The sequence below is a fragment of the Inquilinus ginsengisoli genome (assembly GCF_050434925.1).
Lineage (GTDB): Bacteria > Pseudomonadota > Alphaproteobacteria > DSM-16000 > Inquilinaceae > Inquilinus > Inquilinus ginsengisoli_B.
Genome location: NZ_JBNDJK010000001.1, coordinates 5,831,981 through 5,849,170, shown reverse-complemented (window position 1 = coordinate 5,849,170; position 17,190 = coordinate 5,831,981). Strand labels below are relative to the sequence as shown.

At 66.6% G+C, this 17,190-nt stretch carries 16 protein-coding genes and 3 tRNA genes; all 19 read left to right on the top strand.

Translation table 11 applies throughout. The annotated features are described in order from the left end of the window. Positions 1-29: 29 nt before the first annotated feature. The 19 genes from tig (at position 30) to nuoK (ending at position 17,183) form a co-directional block, all read left to right on the top strand. Entirely contained in the window at positions 30-1,406 is a 1,377-nt protein-coding gene (gene tig, locus QFZ27_RS27975; protein ID WP_429229735.1) for a trigger factor, read from the top strand. An 85-nt stretch (positions 1,407-1,491) separates the two neighbouring features. Beyond that, on the top strand, positions 1,492-2,112 hold the full coding sequence (gene clpP, locus QFZ27_RS27970; RefSeq protein WP_429229734.1) for an ATP-dependent Clp endopeptidase proteolytic subunit ClpP: 621 nt from the start codon (positions 1,492-1,494) through the stop codon (positions 2,110-2,112). A 201-nt stretch (positions 2,113-2,313) separates the two neighbouring features. Further along, on the top strand, positions 2,314-3,579 hold the full coding sequence (gene clpX, locus QFZ27_RS27965; protein WP_429229733.1) for an ATP-dependent Clp protease ATP-binding subunit ClpX: 1,266 nt from the start codon (positions 2,314-2,316) through the stop codon (positions 3,577-3,579). Between the two features lie 271 nt (positions 3,580-3,850). Continuing rightward, on the top strand, positions 3,851-6,256 hold the full coding sequence (gene lon / locus QFZ27_RS27960) for an endopeptidase La (RefSeq protein ID WP_429229732.1): 2,406 nt from the start codon (positions 3,851-3,853) through the stop codon (positions 6,254-6,256). Between the two features lie 207 nt (positions 6,257-6,463). Further along, positions 6,464-6,757 carry an HU family DNA-binding protein gene (locus QFZ27_RS27955; RefSeq protein ID WP_138891105.1) on the top strand — a complete coding sequence of 98 codons (294 nt, stop codon included), beginning with the start codon at positions 6,464-6,466 and terminating at the stop codon, positions 6,755-6,757. A 96-nt stretch (positions 6,758-6,853) separates the two neighbouring features. Continuing rightward, positions 6,854-6,929, top strand: a tRNA-Val gene (locus QFZ27_RS27950). Between the two features lie 158 nt (positions 6,930-7,087). Beyond that, positions 7,088-7,164: transfer RNA gene (locus QFZ27_RS27945), tRNA-Asp, on the top strand. A 72-nt stretch (positions 7,165-7,236) separates the two neighbouring features. After that, positions 7,237-7,313: transfer RNA gene (locus QFZ27_RS27940), tRNA-Asp, on the top strand. A 338-nt stretch (positions 7,314-7,651) separates the two neighbouring features. Next, positions 7,652-8,020 carry an NADH-quinone oxidoreductase subunit A gene (locus QFZ27_RS27935; protein WP_034832298.1) on the top strand — a complete coding sequence of 123 codons (369 nt, stop codon included), beginning with the start codon at positions 7,652-7,654 and terminating at the stop codon, positions 8,018-8,020. Beyond that, entirely contained in the window at positions 8,011-8,589 is a 579-nt protein-coding gene (locus tag QFZ27_RS27930) for a NuoB/complex I 20 kDa subunit family protein (protein ID WP_429229731.1), read from the top strand. Before QFZ27_RS27935 ends, QFZ27_RS27930 begins: the two co-directional genes overlap by 10 nt. A 17-nt stretch (positions 8,590-8,606) precedes the next feature. After that, positions 8,607-9,254, top strand: a complete 648-nt coding sequence (locus tag QFZ27_RS27925; RefSeq protein ID WP_429229730.1) for an NADH-quinone oxidoreductase subunit C — start codon at positions 8,607-8,609, stop codon at positions 9,252-9,254. Positions 9,255-9,259: 5 nt separating this feature from the next. Next, a complete protein-coding gene (locus QFZ27_RS27920; protein WP_429229729.1) occupies positions 9,260-10,441 on the top strand; it encodes an NADH-quinone oxidoreductase subunit D in 1,182 nt (393 codons plus the stop codon). Further along, a complete protein-coding gene (nuoE, locus tag QFZ27_RS27915; protein ID WP_429229728.1) occupies positions 10,438-11,283 on the top strand; it encodes an NADH-quinone oxidoreductase subunit NuoE in 846 nt (281 codons plus the stop codon). The genes QFZ27_RS27920 and nuoE overlap by 4 nt, the downstream gene beginning before the upstream one ends. Further along, positions 11,283-12,581, top strand: coding sequence for an NADH-quinone oxidoreductase subunit NuoF (nuoF, locus tag QFZ27_RS27910; RefSeq protein WP_429229727.1), 1,299 nt, complete (start codon positions 11,283-11,285; stop codon positions 12,579-12,581). Before nuoE ends, nuoF begins: the two co-directional genes overlap by 1 nt. 10 nt (positions 12,582-12,591) lie before the next feature. Next, entirely contained in the window at positions 12,592-14,646 is a 2,055-nt protein-coding gene (nuoG, locus tag QFZ27_RS27905; protein WP_429229726.1) for an NADH-quinone oxidoreductase subunit NuoG, read from the top strand. Between the two features lie 7 nt (positions 14,647-14,653). Next, complete coding sequence (gene nuoH, locus QFZ27_RS27900) at positions 14,654-15,661, top strand: NADH-quinone oxidoreductase subunit NuoH (RefSeq protein WP_429229725.1); 1,008 nt, start codon at positions 14,654-14,656, stop codon at positions 15,659-15,661. Between the two features lie 12 nt (positions 15,662-15,673). Next, on the top strand, positions 15,674-16,162 hold the full coding sequence (gene nuoI, locus QFZ27_RS27895) for an NADH-quinone oxidoreductase subunit NuoI (RefSeq protein WP_429229724.1): 489 nt from the start codon (positions 15,674-15,676) through the stop codon (positions 16,160-16,162). A 108-nt stretch (positions 16,163-16,270) separates the two neighbouring features. Continuing rightward, positions 16,271-16,870: an NADH-quinone oxidoreductase subunit J gene (locus tag QFZ27_RS27890; RefSeq protein ID WP_429229723.1), complete on the top strand. Its 600-nt coding sequence runs from the start codon at positions 16,271-16,273 to the stop codon at positions 16,868-16,870. A gap of 4 nt (positions 16,871-16,874) precedes the next feature. Beyond that, positions 16,875-17,183, top strand: a complete 309-nt coding sequence (nuoK, locus tag QFZ27_RS27885; RefSeq protein ID WP_034832270.1) for an NADH-quinone oxidoreductase subunit NuoK — start codon at positions 16,875-16,877, stop codon at positions 17,181-17,183. Positions 17,184-17,190 lie beyond the last annotated feature (7 nt).

Sequence of the window (17,190 nt, the reverse complement as noted above, 5' to 3'; positions counted from 1 at the left end):
CTGTCACATCGACGGATTCCTGAAGACCGATGCAAGTGATCGAAACCAGCACCGAGGGTCTGCGGCACGAGTTCAAGATCGTCGTGCCTGCGGCCGACATCGAACAGCGCGTCCAGACGGAGCTCGTCAAGCTCGCGGGCCGGGTCAAGCTCCCCGGCTTCCGCCCCGGCAAGGTGCCGGTGTCGCTGATGAAGCAGCGCTACGGCAAGTCGGTCATGGGCGAGGTCCTGGAAGGGGCCGTCGACGAGGGCACCCGCCAGGCCCTGGAGGAGCGCAACCTCCGCCCGGCCCTGCGCCCGAAGGTCGAGGTGACCAGCTTCGACGAGGGCAAGGACCTCGAATACAAGGTCGATGTCGAGGTGCTGCCGGAGATCACCGCGCCGGCCTTCGACAGCGTCGAGATCGACCGCCCGGTCGCCGAGGTGACCGAGGAGCAGATCTCGGCCGGCCTGACCCGGATCGCCGAGACCCGCCGCAAGTTCGAGCCGGTGACCGAGGAGCGCGGCCTGCAGGCCGGCGACGTCGCCGTCATCGACTTCGAAGGCAGCCTCGACGGCGCCGCGCCGAGCGAGGAGATGTCCGGCAAGGACCACCGCCTCGAGATCGGCTCGAACCGGTTCATTCCGGGCTTCGAGGAACAGCTGATCGGCAAGAAGCCGGGCGAGCACGTCACCGTCTCGCTGAGCTTCCCCGAGGAGTATGCGAGCCCCGAGCACGCCGGCAAGCCGGCCGCCTTCGAGGTCGACGTCAAGTCGATCGAGCAGGGCGTGGTGCCGGAGGTGAACGAGGACTTCGCCAAGGAGCTGGGCTTCGAGGATCTCGAGGGCCTGCGCAACGCGGTCAAGGGCCAGACCGAGCAGGAGTTCGGCCGGGTGTCGCGCCTGCGCGCCAAGCGCAAGCTGCTCGACAAGCTGGCCGAGCTGGTCGATTTCGCCGTGCCGCAGGGCATGGTCGATCTCGAGTTCGACCAGATCTGGCAGCAGGTGCAGCAGTCGATCGAGACCGGCGGCGAGGACAATCCGGACAAGAACAAGCCGGAGGACGAGCTGAAGGCCGAGTACCGCGCCATCGCCGAGCGCCGCGTCCGCCTGGGCCTGCTGTTCGCCGAGATCGGCCGCGCCGAGAACGTCGAGGTGACGCAGGAAGAGCTGAACCGCGCCCTGATCGCCGAGGCCCGCCGCTATCCGGGCCAGGAGCAGCAGGTCGTCGACTTCTTCCGCAAGAACCCGCAGGCGATCGAGAATCTGCGCGCGCCGCTGTTCGAGGAGAAGGTCGTCGACCTGATCCTCGGCAAGATCAAGGTCAACGACACCACCGTGACGCCGGAGGAGCTGGCGCGCGACCCGGACGAGGACGAGGCGGGCGACGCCAAGCCGGCCGCCACCGACACCGCTTCCGGCGCTTGATCGGTTGAAGGTCGCCGCGGACCTCCCCTAATGTAGGGGAGAGCCGCGGCGCCCTGCCGGCCCGCGCGAGCCCTTCGAGGAACGTATGCCTCCGTATCAGCCGACCATGAACGCCCTGGTCCCGATGGTCGTCGAGCAGACCAATCGCGGCGAGCGCGCCTATGATATCTATTCCCGCCTCCTCAAGGAGCGGATCATCTTTCTGACCGGGCCGATCTATGACGAGCTGGCCAGCCTGGTCTGCGCCCAGCTGCTGTTCCTGGAATCGGAGAACCCGAAGAAGGACATCGCCTTCTACATCAACTCGCCGGGCGGGGTGATCACGGCGGGCATGGCGATCTACGACACCATGCAGTACATCCAGCCGAAGATCATGACCGTCTGCATCGGCCAGGCGGCTTCGATGGGCTCGCTGCTGCTGGCGGCCGGCGCCCCGGGCAAGCGCTTCGCCCTGCCGAACAGCCGGATCATGGTGCACCAGCCCTCCGGCGGCACCCGCGGCCAGGCCTCGGACATCGAGATCCAGGCGCGCGAGATCCTCAAGCTGCGGCAGCGGCTGAACGAGGTCTACGTCAAGCACACCGGTCAGAGCCTCGAGGAGATCGAGCGCTCGATGGACCGCGACAAGTACATGTCGGCCGACGAAGCCAAGGGCTTCGGAATCGTCGATGAGGTCGTCGAACGGCGCCCGACCGTTGCCGAATAATCGATCTCTTTGCCCGCGGCCCTACCGATCCGGGCCGAAGGGCGCTATCTTGATTCGTGATGATGCGGATCTGCCTTGCGCCGGGACGAGCTTGTCGCAGGGTAGAGCCGCCGCCATCTGGAGGCAGCCGCATCCCGGCCCGCAGGTCCCCGCGGCGGGGAGAACGTGGATCGGTAGCGCGGATGCGGAAGTGAGGCAGTGATGGGTAAGACCGCAGGCGGTGACTCGAAGAACACGCTCTACTGCTCGTTCTGCGGCAAGAGCCAGCACGAGGTTCGCAAGCTGATTGCGGGCCCGACTGTGTTCATCTGCGACGAGTGTGTCGAGCTGTGCACCGACATCATCCGCGAGGAGAACAAGACCACGCTGGTCAAGAACCGCGACGGGGTCCCGACGCCGAAGGACATCCGCAAGGTTCTGGACGACTACGTGATCGGCCAGGAGCACGCGAAGAAGGTGCTCTCGGTCGCCGTGCACAACCACTACAAGCGGTTGGCGCACGGCCAGAAGAACGGCGAGGTCGAGCTCGCGAAGTCGAACATCCTGCTGATCGGGCCGACCGGCTGCGGCAAGACGCTGCTGGCCCAGACCCTGGCCCGCATCCTCGATGTTCCCTTCACCATGGCCGACGCCACCACTCTGACCGAGGCGGGCTATGTCGGCGAGGATGTCGAGAACATCATCCTCAAGCTGCTGCAGGCCGCCGACTACAACGTCGAGCGGGCGCAGCGCGGCATCGTCTACATCGACGAGGTCGACAAGATCAGCCGCAAGTCGGACAATCCCTCGATCACCCGCGACGTCTCGGGCGAGGGCGTGCAGCAGGCCCTGCTGAAGATCATGGAAGGCACCATCGCTTCGGTGCCGCCGCAGGGCGGGCGCAAGCACCCGCAGCAGGAGTTCCTGCAGGTCGACACCACCAACATCCTGTTCATCTGCGGCGGCGCCTTCTCCGGGCTGGAGAAGATCATCTCGTCGCGCGGGCGGGGCAGCTCGCTCGGCTTCGGCGCCGATGTGCGCGGGCCGGATGAGCGGACGACCGGCGAGATCTTCAGCGAGGTCGAGCCCGAGGATCTGCTGAAGTTCGGCCTGATCCCCGAATTCGTCGGCCGCCTGCCGGTGGTCGCGACGCTCGAGGATCTCGACTCGGAAGCGCTGATCGAGATCCTGTCCAAGCCGAAGAACGCGCTGGTGAAGCAGTACCAGCGGCTGTTCGAGATGGAGGACGTGCATCTGTCGCTGACCGACGATGCGCTGAAGGGCATCGCCAGCCGCGCCATCCAGCGCAAGACCGGCGCGCGTGGCCTGCGCTCGATCATGGAGAGCATCCTGCTCGAGCCGATGTACGACCTGCCGAGCATGAACGGCGTGGTCGAGATCGTGGTCAACCGCGAGGTGGTCGACGGCCGCGCCAAGCCGCTGCTGATCTACGCGGAGAAACAGCAGGAACGCGCTCCCGGCGCCTGAAACCGGGAGCCGGACACATCCTGACCGATCTGACAGCCGATGCCTCCGGGCATCGGCTGTTTCATTTCGAAGTTGGCGCAAACGGCCGCCTTTGGCTTGCCACTGCCGCCCGATTGCGCTCTTGTGACCCTACCATGAGGGTTGCAGCATCCCCGTCCCTTGAACGGCCTCCGGTCATCGCCACGTCTATTGGGCGCGCCGGGTCTCCTTCGTCCGGCGCCGGCGCGGCGCCGTTCCTCGGGCCGCTGCCCACCCCAGTAAGGCAGAACGCATGTTGAATCTGAACAAAGACGCGCTGTACCCGGTGTTGCCTCTGAGGGACATCGTGGTCTTCCCGCACATGATCGTGCCCTTGTTCGTCGGCCGCGAGAAATCGGTGCGCGCGCTTGAGGACGTGATGAAGGAGGACAAGCAGATCCTCCTGGTCACCCAGCGTAACGCCTCGCAGGACGACCCGTCGCCGGAGGAGATCTTCGACGTCGGCACGATCGGGACGGTGCTGCAGCTGCTGAAGCTGCCGGACGGGACCGTCAAGGTGCTGGTCGAAGGCGTGAAGCGGGCACGCATCGTGCGCTACGCCGAGAACCCCGAATTCTTCCAGGCCCAGGTCGAGCCGCTCGAGGAGGTCACTGCCGACGCGCAGGAGGTCGAGGCGCTGGGCCGGGCCGCGGTCGCCCAGTTCGAGCAGTACATCAAGCTCAACAAGAAGATCCCGCCGGAGGTGCTGGTTTCGGTCAACCAGATCGAGGATGGCGCAAAGCTGGCCGACACCATCGCCGCGCACCTGTCGCTGAAGATCCCCGAGAAGCAGCAGATCCTCGAGATCGCCTCGATCAGCGAGCGGCTGGAGAAGGTCTACGGCTTCATGGAGGGCGAGATCGGCGTCCTCCAGGTCGAGAAGCGCATCCGCAGCCGGGTCAAGCGGCAGATGGAGAAGACCCAGCGCGAGTACTATCTGAACGAGCAGCTGAAGGCGATCCAGAAGGAGCTCGGCGAGGGCGAGGACGGCCGCGACGAGGCGGCGGAGCTCGAGGAGCGGATCAACAAGGCCAAGCTGACCAAGGAGGCCCGCGACAAGGCCATGGGCGAGCTGAAGAAGCTGCGCTCGATGAGCCCGATGTCGGCCGAGGCCACGGTGGTCCGCAACTACCTCGACTGGATGCTGTCGATTCCCTGGAAGCAGCGGACCCGGATCAAGAAGGACCTGCTGCACGCCGAGCAGGTGCTGAACGACGACCATTTCGGCCTGGAGAAGGTCAAGGAGCGCGTCCTCGAATATCTTGCCGTGCAGCAGCGGACCAACAAGATCCGCGGCTCGATCCTGTGCCTGGTCGGCCCGCCGGGCGTCGGCAAGACCTCGCTGGGCAAGTCGATCGCCAAGGCCACCGGCCGCAACTTCGTGCGCATGTCGCTGGGTGGCGTCCGCGACGAGGCGGAGATCCGCGGCCATCGGCGGACCTATATCGGCTCGATGCCCGGCAAGGTGTTGCAGGGCATGAAGAAGGCGAAGTCGTCGAACCCGCTGTTCCTGCTGGACGAGATCGACAAGCTCGGCGCCGACTACCGCGGCGACCCGTCCTCGGCCCTGCTCGAGGTGCTGGATCCGGAGCAGAACTCGACCTTCAACGACCACTATCTCGAGGTCGATTACGACCTGTCGGACGTGATGTTCATCTGCACGGCCAACAGCCTGCGCATGCCGCAGCCGCTGATGGACCGCATGGAGATCATTCGCATCCCCGGCTACACCGAGGATGAGAAGATCGAGATCGCCAAGCGCCACCTGATCCAGAAGCAGGCCGAGGCCAACGGCCTGAAGAAGGGCGAGTGGACGCTGACCGACGAGGCGCTGCGCGACCTGATTCGCTACTACACCCGGGAGGCGGGCGTCCGCAGCCTGGAGCGCGAGATCGCGGGCCTGGCGCGCAAGGCGGTGCGCGAGATCCTGTCGAGCGACGTCAAGAAGATCGTCGTCAAGACGGAGGACCTCGACAAGTATGCCGGCGTGCGCAAGTTCCGCTACGGCGAGGCTGAACTGGAGGACATGGTCGGCGTCGTCACCGGCCTGGCCTGGACCGAGGTCGGCGGCGAGATCCTGACGATCGAGGCGGTGCCGGTCCCCGGCCGCGGCCGCGTGGTCGCCACCGGCAAGCTCGGCGACGTGATGAAGGAATCGGTGCAGGCGGCGGAAAGCTTCGCCAAGGCCCGCGCCGTGTCCTTCGGCATCAAGCCGACGATCTTTGCCAAGCGCGACATCCACATCCACGTGCCGGAGGGGGCGACCCCGAAGGACGGGCCGTCGGCAGGTGTGGCCATGGTCGTGGCCATCGTCTCGGCGCTGACCGGGAATCCGGTCCGCCGCGACGTGGCGATGACCGGCGAGGTCACCCTGCGCGGGCGGGTGCTGCCGATCGGCGGGCTGAAGGAGAAGCTGTTGGCGGCGGTCCGGGCCGGCATCAAGACCGTGATTATTCCGAAGGACAATGAAAAAGACCTTGCGGATATTCCGGATTCGGTGAAGAAGGCCTTGGCAATCCTGCCGACCGCCAGTGTCGAGGAGGTTCTGAAGAACGCCCTGGTGCGTGCTCTGGAACCGATCGAATGGAAGGATGCGGATGTGGACGACATCGCCCCCGTCGCCGCCGATGGCGACGACGAAGCGGTGATCCGCCACTGACCAATTGCGGCGGCCTTGGAACTCGGCAGAATTCCATGTGTTTCAGGGCCGCCGACGATTGACCGTGTTTCCACGATACGCTTACATTTCGTGACGTTTCGGTGTCGGGAAAAGGCGCATCGAACGGTTGTCGGTTTGGAGAGTACCTAGCCTGTATCCGGCGAACCCGCCGGAACGACCAACACAGAGCCTGAAGGAGGCCGACACGTGAACAAGAACGATCTCGTCGCACACGTCGCGGAAAGCACCGGTCTGTCGCGTGCCGATGCTGGCAACGCCATCGACAGCTTCATCGACGGCGTCACCCAGACGTTGACGAAGGGGGGGGAGGTCCGCCTCGTTGGGTTCGGCACCTTCGGTGTTGCGGCGCGTGCCGCGTCTGAGGGCCGCAATCCGCGCACCGGCGAGACCATCAAGATCGCCGCCTCCAAGCAGGTCAAGTTCAAGGCCGGCAAGGGCCTGAAGGACTCCGTCAACAGCGCCGGCGGCAAGAAGAAGTAAGCCACCGCGTATGGACCTGAACCGGCCGGTCGGCGCCCTGGCCCGACCGGCCGCTTCATGTCCGGGCCCCGCGGCTTCGCCTCTGCGGGCCCGCCCGGGCGATTAGCTCAGTTGGTAGAGCATCGGTTTTACACACCGAGTGTCGGCGGTTCGAGCCCGTCATCGCCCACCAGTTCCCGGCCGCCGCGGCGGCCGTCGCGGCTTCCCGAATCCCAGGTCCATCCTTGATCCGGCCGCTGCGAAAATCCCGCACCGCCCGCTGGCAATACAAGTTGACAGCCCCCGGTGGAGTGGGTATCTCAAGCGCCTCGCCGCGATGAGCGGCCAGATGCGGGTGTAGCTCAGTTGGTTAGAGCGCCGGCCTGTCACGCCGGAGGCCGCGGGTTCAAGTCCCGTCACTCGCGCCACTTCCTGTTTTCCGGTTTCGCTCCGGGTTTCGGCGGTCCGCCGAAGGCCTGCGATCGCTGCCGGCACCCTGCGCGGGTGTAGCTCAGTTGGTTAGAGCGCCGGCCTGTCACGCCGGAGGCCGCGGGTTCAAGTCCCGTCACTCGCGCCACTTCCCCCTGCCATCATCGTTATTGCGCCCGGGCCGGCCTCGTCTTCGACGGGCTTTTTGGCCCTTGCTGCATTTGGACGCGGCTGGACGCATCGGTCCAGCTGAACTGCCCGCGGCCGCTCCCGGAAGCGCGAAGATCTCAGCAAAATCATGCAGTTGAGAAGCATTCGCATTTACAAAATGTGGCGGAAATTCGCTTCTCTCGTCCGACATGCCGGCCTATAAAGGCCGCGCCGGAAGGGCGGCCGTGACGGACGGCCTTCACGACGAAGAAAGAGATTTGGGGTGGAGCGCCTGCCGATCAAGATCGCGCAGGCTCCACGTGTGACGGGTGAGCGATGACGACCTCTCTAGTGTCGGAGTACTTTCCGATCCTCGTCTTCCTGGCGATCGCCATCGTGATCGCCGGCGCCGCGGTCGGCGCATCCCTCGTCGTCGGGAAGCAGAATCCGGACAGCGAGAAGCTCTCGGCCTATGAGTGCGGCTTCGACGCCTTCGCCGATGCGCGCTCCAAGTTCGACGTCCGGTTCTACCTGGTCTCGATCCTGTTCATCATTTTCGACCTGGAGGTGGCTTTCCTGTTCCCCTGGGCCGTGGCGCTCAAGGACATCGGGATGTTCGGCTTCTGGTCGATGATGGTGTTCCTCGGCGTCCTGACCGTCGGCTTCATCTACGAGTGGAAAAAGGGAGCGCTGGAATGGGAGTGAGCGCGACGCAGCCGGGCAGCACGGTGGCGAGCAGCCCCGTGGGCGTCGGTACCCCGATCCCGCCGGGCGCCGGGCAGGACGCGGTGATCCGCGCCGCCAACGCCGAGATCCAGGACAAGGGCTTCCTGCTGACCCAGTTCGACTCGCTGATCGACTGGGCGCGGACCGGATCGCTGTGGCCGATGACCTTCGGCCTGGCCTGCTGCGCGGTGGAGATGATCCACGCCTACATGCCGCGTTACGACCTGGACCGACTCGGGGTCATCCCGCGGCCCAGCCCGCGCCAGTCCGACGTCATGATCGTCGCCGGCACCTTGACCAACAAGATGGCCCCGGCCCTGCGCAAGGTCTATGACCAGATGCCGGAGCCGCGCTGGGTCATCTCGATGGGCTCCTGCGCCAATGGCGGCGGCTATTATCACTATTCCTATTCGGTGGTGCGCGGCTGCGACCGCATCGTCCCGGTCGACATCTATGTCCCGGGTTGCCCGCCGACGGCCGAGGCCCTGGTCTACGGCATCATGCAGCTGCAGAAGAAGATCCGGCGCGGCAACCGGATCGTCCGCTGAGGGATCGGGAAGCGAGAATGGCATCGATCCAGGAACTGACCGATCTCGGCACGGCCCTTGCGGCGGCGCTGGGCGAGGACGTGCTCGGCCACGGGGTGTCGCCGACGGGCGAGCTGACCCTGACCGTACGGCGCGAGGCGATCGTCCGGGTGCTGACCCATCTGCGCGACGCGCCCGACACCCTGTTCGAGCAGCTGACCGATCTCTGCGGCGCCGACTACCCGACCCGGCCGGAGCGGCTGGAGGTCGTCTACCATCTGCTGAGCTTCCGGCATAACCGCCGGATCCGACTGAAGGTGACGACCGACGAGGACACGCCGGTGCCGTCCGCCGCCGGCACCTTCCCGGCAGCGACCTGGTTCGAGCGCGAGGCCTGGGACCTGTACGGCATCTTCTTCGCCGACAACCCGGACCTGCGCCGAATCCTCACCGATTACGGCTTCGAGGGGCACCCACTGCGCAAGGACTTCCCGCTGACCGGCTATGTCGAGGTCCGCTACGACAACGAGCAGAAGCGGGTGGTGTACGAGCCGGTCAAGCTGACCCAGGATTTCCGCACCTTCGACTTCCTCAGCCCGTGGGAAGGCATGACGCGGCCCGGTCCTGATGTGCCCGTGGTTCTGCCGGGCGACGAGAAGGCCGCGCTGAACGAGCCGAAGGCGTAAGCATCATGGTCGAGACCCAGATCAAACCCTACACCATGAACTTCGGCCCGCAGCACCCGGCCGCGCACGGCGTGCTGCGCCTGGTGCTGGAGCTGGATGGCGAGGTGGTGGAGCGGGCCGATCCGCATATCGGGCTGCTGCACCGCGGCACCGAGAAGCTGATCGAGTACAAGACCTATATGCAGGCGACGCCGTATTTCGATCGCCTGGACTACGTCGCCCCGATGAACCAGGAGCACGCCTTCGCCCTGGCGGTGGAGCGGCTGCTCGGCGTCACCGTGCCGGAGCGCGGCCAGTACATCCGGGTGCTGTTCTCCGAGATCAGCCGCATCCTCAACCATCTGCTCAACATCACCACCTATGCGCTCGATGTCGGCGCGGTGACCCCGTCGCTGTGGGGCTTCGAGGAGCGCGAGCTCCTGATGGAGTTCTACGAGCGGGTGTCGGGCGCGCGGCTGCACGCCAACTATTTCCGCCCCGGCGGTGTCGCCCAGGACATGCCGGCCGGCCTGGCCGACGACATCTTCGCCTACACCGAGCGCTTCCCGAAATTCGTCGACGACCTCGAAAGCCTGCTGACCGAGAACCGGATCTTCAAGCAGCGCCTGGTCGATATCGGCGTGGTGACGGCGGAGCAGGCCAAGGCCTGGGGCTTCACCGGCGTCATGCTGCGGGCCTCGAACGTGTCCTGGGACCTGCGCAAGTCGCAGCCCTACGAGGTCTACGACAAGCTCGATTTCGACATTCCGGTCGGCCTGACCGGCGACTGCTACGCCCGCTACCTGCTGCGGATCGAGGAGATGCGCCAGTCCAACCGCATCATCCGCCAGTGCCTGGAGCAGATGCCGAAGGACGGCCCGGTGAAGACCACCGACCGCAAGGTGTCGCCGCCGCCGCGCGCCGACATGAAGCGCTCGATGGAAGCGCTGATCCATCACTTCAAGCTCTACACCGAGGGCTACCACGTCCCGGCCGGCGAGACCTATGCCGCGGTCGAGGCACCGAAGGGCGAGTTCGGTGTCTATCTGGTCGCGGACGGCACCAACCGCCCGTATCGCTGCCGCATCCGCGCCCCGGGCTTCGCCCATCTGCAGGGGCTCGATTTCATGAGCCGGGGGCACATGCTGGCCGATGCGGTCGCGATCATCGGCAGCCAGGACATCGTGTTCGGGGAGATCGACCGATGACGGCCGCAGGGATTGCGCCGGAGGCGGAGCAGCCGAAGGAATTCGCCTTCACGCCCGAGAATCTCGAGCGGGCGAAGAAGATCATCGCCAAATATCCCGAGGGCAAGCAGCAGAGCGCGGTGATTCCGCTGCTCGACATCGCCCAGCGCCAGCACCACAACTGGATCCCGCGGGTGGCGATGGACCATGTCGCCGACCTGCTGGAGATGCCGCGGATCCGCGTGTACGAGGTCGCCAGCTTCTACACCATGTTCAACAAGGCGCCGGTCGGCCGGCACTTCTTCCAGGTCTGCACCACCACCCCGTGCTGGCTGCGCGGCTCCGGCGAGGTGATGCAGGCGCTGCAGGACAAGGCCGGCTGCGGCAACCACGAGACCAGCGAGGACGGCCTGTTCTCGGTGCTCGAGGTCGAGTGCCTGGGTGCCTGCGTCAACGCCCCGATGGTCCAGATCAACGACGATTTCTACGAGGATCTGGATTACGACAAGACAGTCGCGCTGATCGACGCGCTGAAGGCCGGGCAGCAGACCACGCCGGGCCCGCAGAACGGGCGCACCAACTCCGAGGCGCTGTCCGGCGCGACCACGCTGCTGAACATGCGGCCGGGCCATCGCCCGGCGGTGCCGGCCTCGGCGGCCCCTCCGGTCGCGGACGGCAGTAAGGGCGATCAGCCGGACCCGGCGCTCGGCGGCGCCCCGCCGGCGCATGAGGTCGCGGCCCAGGCCGAGGCTTCTCCTGGCGCCCATCGTGGCGATGCCGAGCCCGAGAAGAAGGGCAGGCCGGTGCAGAAGGTCGAGACGAGCGGTGACCATGCCGGGACCGCGGATTCGGGAGAAAAGTGATGCTGCGCGACGAAGACCGCATCTTCACCAATCTCTACGGCTGGGACGACTGGGGCCTGGACGGCGCCCGCCGCCGTGGCATCTGGAGCGACACCAAGGCGCTGGTCGACCTCGGCCGCGACAAGATCATCGACGAGGTCAAGACCTCCGGCCTGCGCGGTCGCGGCGGCGCCGGCTTCCCGACCGGCATGAAGTGGTCCTTCATGCCGAAGGAGAGCAAGGACGGCCGCCCGAGCTACCTCGTCATCAACGCCGACGAGTCGGAGCCGGGCACCTGCAAGGACCGCGAGATCCTGCGCTTCGACCCGCACCGGCTGATCGAGGGCGCGCTGCTGGCCTCCTTCGCCATGGGGGCGCACGCCTGCTACATCTACATCCGGGGCGAGTTCTACGGCGAAGCCTCGAACATGCAGGTCGCGATCGACCAGGCCTATGACGCCGGCCTGCTCGGCAAGAACGCGGCCGGAACCGGCTGGGACTTCGACCTGTACCTGCACCGCGGCGCCGGCGCCTATATCTGCGGCGAGGAGACCGCGCTGCTGGAGAGCCTGGAGGGCAAGAAGGGCCAGCCGCGCAACAAGCCGCCGTTCCCGGCCGGCGCCGGCCTGTATGGCTGCCCGACCACGGTGAACAATGTCGAGACCATCGCCGTCGTCGGCGAGATCCTGCGCCGCGGCGGCGCCTGGTTCGCCGGCATCGGCCGGCCGAAGAACCAGGGCACCAAGCTGTTCTGCATCTCCGGCCATGTGAACCAGCCCTGCAATGTCGAGGAAGAGCTCGGCATTCCGATGCGGGAGCTGATCGACCGCCACGCCGGCGGCGTCCGCGGCGGCTGGGACAACCTGAAGGCGGTGATCCCCGGTGGCTCCTCGGCCCCGATCCTGCCCAAGGACATCTGCGACACGGTCCTGATGGACTTCGACGCGCTGCGCGAGGTCAAGTCGGCGCTCGGCACCGCCGGGCTGATCGTCATGGACAAGTCGACCGACGTGATCTACGCGGTCGCCCGCCTGTCGCGCTTCTACATGCATGAGAGCTGCGGCCAGTGCACGCCGTGCCGCGAGGGCACCGGCTGGATGTACCGGGTGATGCAGCGCATGGTCACCGGCGATGCGCGGTCGGACGAGATCGACATGCTGCTGCAGGTGACCAAGCAGATCGACGGCCGCAGCATCTGCGCCCTCGGCGACGCGGCGGCCTGGCCGGTCCAGGCGCTGATCCGGCATTTCCGCGACGAGATGGAGGAGCGGATTCGCGACTATCGCGACCGCGCCCATCGCCGCGAAGCTGCGGAATAGGAAGGCACCGATGCCCAAGCTGACGATTGACGGGGTCGAGATCGAGGTCGAGCCGGGCACGTCGGTGCTGCAGGCCTGCGAGCGCCTCGGCATCGAGGTGCCGCGCTTCTGCTTCCACGACAAGCTCTCGGTGCCGGCCAACTGCCGGATGTGCCTGGTCGAGATGGAGAAGGCGCCGAAGCCGATCGCATCCTGCGCGATGCCGGCCGGCGACGGCATGGTGATCCGGACGAACACCGATATCGTGCGCGACGCGCGGCGCGGCATCATGGAGTTCCTGCTGATCAACCATCCGCTCGACTGCCCGATCTGCGACCAGGGCGGCGAGTGCGACCTGCAGGACCAGGCGGTGGCCTACGGTTTCGACCGCGGCCGCTACACCGAAGGCAAGCGCGCGGTCACCGACAAGTATCTCGGGCCGCTGATCGAGACCTTCATGACCCGGTGCATCCAGTGCACCCGCTGCATCCGCTTCATCGACGAGATCGCCGGCGTGCCGGTGCTCGGCGGCGTGAACCGCGGCGAGCACATGGAGATCACCACCTATGTCGAGCAGGCGATCGCGTCCGAGCTGTCGGGCAACCTGGTCGATGTCTGCCCGGTCGGCGCGCTGACCTCCAAGCCCTACGCCTTCAGCGCCCGGCCGTGGGAGTTGCGCAAGACCGAGACGGTCGACGTGCTCGACGCCATCGGCTCGAACATCCGCATCGACGCCCGCGGCGGCGAGGTGATGCGCGTGCTGCCGCGGCTGAACGAGGACGTCAACGAGGAGTGGATCAACGACAAGACCCGCTATGCGATCGACGGGCTGAAGCGCCGCCGCATCGACCGGCCCTATGTCCGGCGTGACGGCAAGCTGCAGCCGGCCAGCTGGGCCGAGGCGTTCCAGGCCATCGCCGGCAAAGCCAAGGGGCTGGACGGAAAGCGCATGGCGGCGATCGCCGGCGACACCGTCGACGCCGAGGCCATGGTCGCGCTGAAGGACCTGATGACCGCCTTCGGCTCGCCGAATCTCGACTGCCGCCAGGACGGGGCGAAGCTGCCGGCCGGGCCGCGCGGCGCCTACCTGTTCAACAGCGGCATCGCCGGGATCGAACAGGCCGACGTCATCCTGCTGGTCGGCACCAACCCGCGCTCCGAAGCGGCGATCGTCAATGCCCGCATCCGCAAGCGCTGGCTGAAGAACGGCCTGACCGTCGGCGTGGTCGGCCCGGCTGTCGACCTGACCTACCGCACCCGTCATCTCGGCGCCGGGCCGGAGACGCTGGCGGCGATCGCCGACGGCACCGACGGATTCGCCGAGGTGCTGCGCAACGCCAAGGCGCCGCTGCTGATCGTGGGGCAGGGGGCCCTGACCCGCGAGGACGGCGCCCAGGTGCTGGCCGCGTGTCGCCGGATCGCCGAGACCTACGGCCTGGTCCGCGACGGCTGGAACGGCTTCAACGTGCTGCACACCGCGGCGGCGCGGGTCGGCGGCCTCGATCTCGGCTTCGTGCCGGGCCCGGGCGGCCGCGACGTCGCCGGCATCCTCGACGGCGCGACCAAGGGTGAGATCGACTTCGTCTGGCTGCTCGCGGCTGACGAGATCGACACCGGCCGGCTGGGCAACGCCTTCGTGGTCTATCAGGGCCACCACGGCGACCGCGGCGCCCACCGCGCCGACGTGATCCTGCCGGGGGCTGCCTACACCGAGAAGAACGCCACCTACGTCAACACCGAAGGCCGCGTGCAGCAGGCGCGCATGGCGGTGTTCCCGCCGGGCGAGGCGCGTGAGGACTGGAAGATCCTGCGCGCCGCCAGCGACGTGCTGGGCCACAAGCTGCCGTATGACAGCCTGCGCGAGGTGCGCCAGCGCCTGGTCGCGGTGAACCCGGTCTTCGGGGCGCCGGACACCCGGGCGGCGGGCGAGTGGGGGGCGTTCGGCGCCGAAGGCGCGATGGGCACGGCACCCTTCGCCTCGGCGGTCGAGAACTTCTACATGACGGACCCGATCACCCGCGCCTCGGAGACGATGGCGCAGTGCATCGACGAGATCCTGGGCCAGCACAAAGCGGCGGCGGAGTAACGCGGCGATGGACTTCTGGAGCGGATACGCCTGGCCGACGGTTCTCGTCGTCCTTCAGATCATCGCGATCATCCTGCCGCTGATCGTCGCGGTGGCCTACCTGACCTATGCCGAGCGCAAGGTGATGGCGGCGATGCAACTGCGCCAGGGCCCGATGGTGGTCGGCCCCTTCGGCCTGCTGCAGCCGATCGCCGACGGCCTCAAGCTCCTGAGCAAGGAGACGATCATCCCCTCCGGCGCCAACCGGATGCTGTTCATCCTGGCGCCGATGATCACCTTCTTCCTCAGCCTCGTGGCCTGGGCGGTGATCCCGTTCGACGACGGCTGGGTGCTGGCCGACATCAATGTCGGCGTGCTGTACCTGTTCGCGATCTCGTCGCTCGGCGTCTACGGCATCATCATCGCTGGCTGGTCGTCGAACTCGAAATACGCCTTCCTCGGCGGCCTGCGCTCCGCGGCGCAGATGGTGTCCTACGAAGTCTCGATCGGCTTCGTCATCATCACCGTGCTGCTCTGCGTCGGCTCGCTCAACATCTCCGACATCGTCAAGGCGCAGCAGACCATCTGGTTCGCGATCCCGCTGTTCCCGATGTTCGTGATCTTCTTCATCTCGGCGCTGGCCGAGACCAACCGCGCGCCGTTCGATCTGCCCGAAGGCGAATCCGAGATCACCGGCGGCTTCATGGTCGAGTACTCGTCCATGACCTACGCGCTGTTCTTCCTCGGCGAATACGCCAACATGATCCTGATGAGCGGGATGACGACGATCCTGTTCCTCGGCGGCTGGCTGCCGCCCTTCGGTTTCGCGCCGTTCACCTGGATCCCCGGCGTGATCTGGTTCGTGGCGAAGATCCTGTTCTGCCTGTTCGTCTTCATCTGGGTCCGGGCGACGCTGCCGCGCTTCCGGTACGACCAGCTGATGCGGCTGGGCTGGAAGGTGTTCCTGCCGTTCTCGCTGGCCTGGGTGGTGATCACCGCCGGCGTGCTGACCGCCTTCGGCTGGCTGCCGAACTGAGAGGCCGAGACCATGGCATTCATCGACCGCACCGCCCGCAGCCTGCTGCTCAAGGAAATCCTGGGCGGGCTGGCGCTGACCTTCAGCTACATGTTCAAGCAGAAGGCGACGCTGAACTACCCGTTCGAGAAGGGCCCGCTGAGCCCGCGCTTCCGCGGCGAGCATGTGCTGCGCCGCTATCCCAGCGGCGAGGAGCGGTGCATCGCCTGCAAGCTGTGCGAGGCGATCTGCCCGGCCCAGGCCATCACCATCGAGGCCGAGCCGCGCGCCGACGGCAGCCGCCGCACCACGCGCTACGACATCGACATGACCAAGTGCATCTATTGCGGCCTGTGCCAGGAGGCCTGCCCGGTGGATGCGATCGTCGAGGGACCGAACTTCGAGTTCGCCACCGAGACGCGCGAGGAGCTTTTCTACAACAAGGAAAAGCTGCTGCAGAACGGGGATCGCTGGGAAGCGCAGATCGCCGCGAACATTGCGATCGACGCGCCGTACCGGTAAGACCCGCCTCGCCGGGGGATTCGGCCGGCTCCCACAGGGGAGCGGCGCCGAGGGGAAGAGCAACCGTGACCTCGAGCGTCCGCAGGGGACGACAGGGAGCACCGTGAGATGATCATCCAGGCCTTGGCCTTCTATCTGTTCGCCGCGATCACCGTGGCTTCCGCCGTGATGGTGATCTCGGCCCGCAACTCGGTGCATTCGGTGCTGTTCCTGATCCTCGCCTTCTTCAACGCGGCGGCGCTGTTCGTGCTGATCGGGGCGGAGTTCCTGGCGATGATCCTGGTCGTCGTCTATGTCGGCGCGGTCGCGGTGCTGTTCCTGTTCGTCGTGATGATGCTGGACATCAATTTCGCCGAGCTGCGGGCCGGTTTCCTGCGCTACATGCCGGTCGGCGCGCTGATCGGCGTGGTGCTGCTGGTCGAGCTGTTCCTGCTGTACGGCTCGGTCGGCGGCCCGTCGATCCTGTCCGCGGGGGCGGCGAAGGCAGGCCCGACCAACACGGCGGCACTCGGCCAGCTGATCTACACGCAGTACGCCTTTCCGTTCCAGGCGGCGGGCCTTGTTCTCCTGGTCGCGATGATCGGGGCGATCGTGCTGACCCACCGCCACCGCGCCGGCGTCCGCCGCCAGGTGATTTCGCAGCAGCTCGCGCGCCGGCGTGAGGAGGTGATGGTGATCAAGAAGATCGGCACCGGGGAAGGGGCCTGACGCCATGACGATCGGACTCGGGCACTACCTCGTCCTCGCGGCGATCCTGTTCACGCTCGGCATCTTCGGCGTGTTCCTGAACCGCAAGAACGTCATCGTCATCCTGATGTCGGTCGAGCTGATGCTGCTCGCCGTCAACATCAACCTGGTCGCCTTCTCGGTCGCCCTCGGCGATCTGGTGGGGCAGGTTTTCGCGCTGTTCGTGCTGACCGTCGCCGCCGCCGAGGCGGCGATCGGCCTCGCGATCCTCGTCGTCTACTTCCGCAACCGCGGCTCGATCGCGGTTGAGGACATCAACATGATGAAGGGCTGAGGCGCCC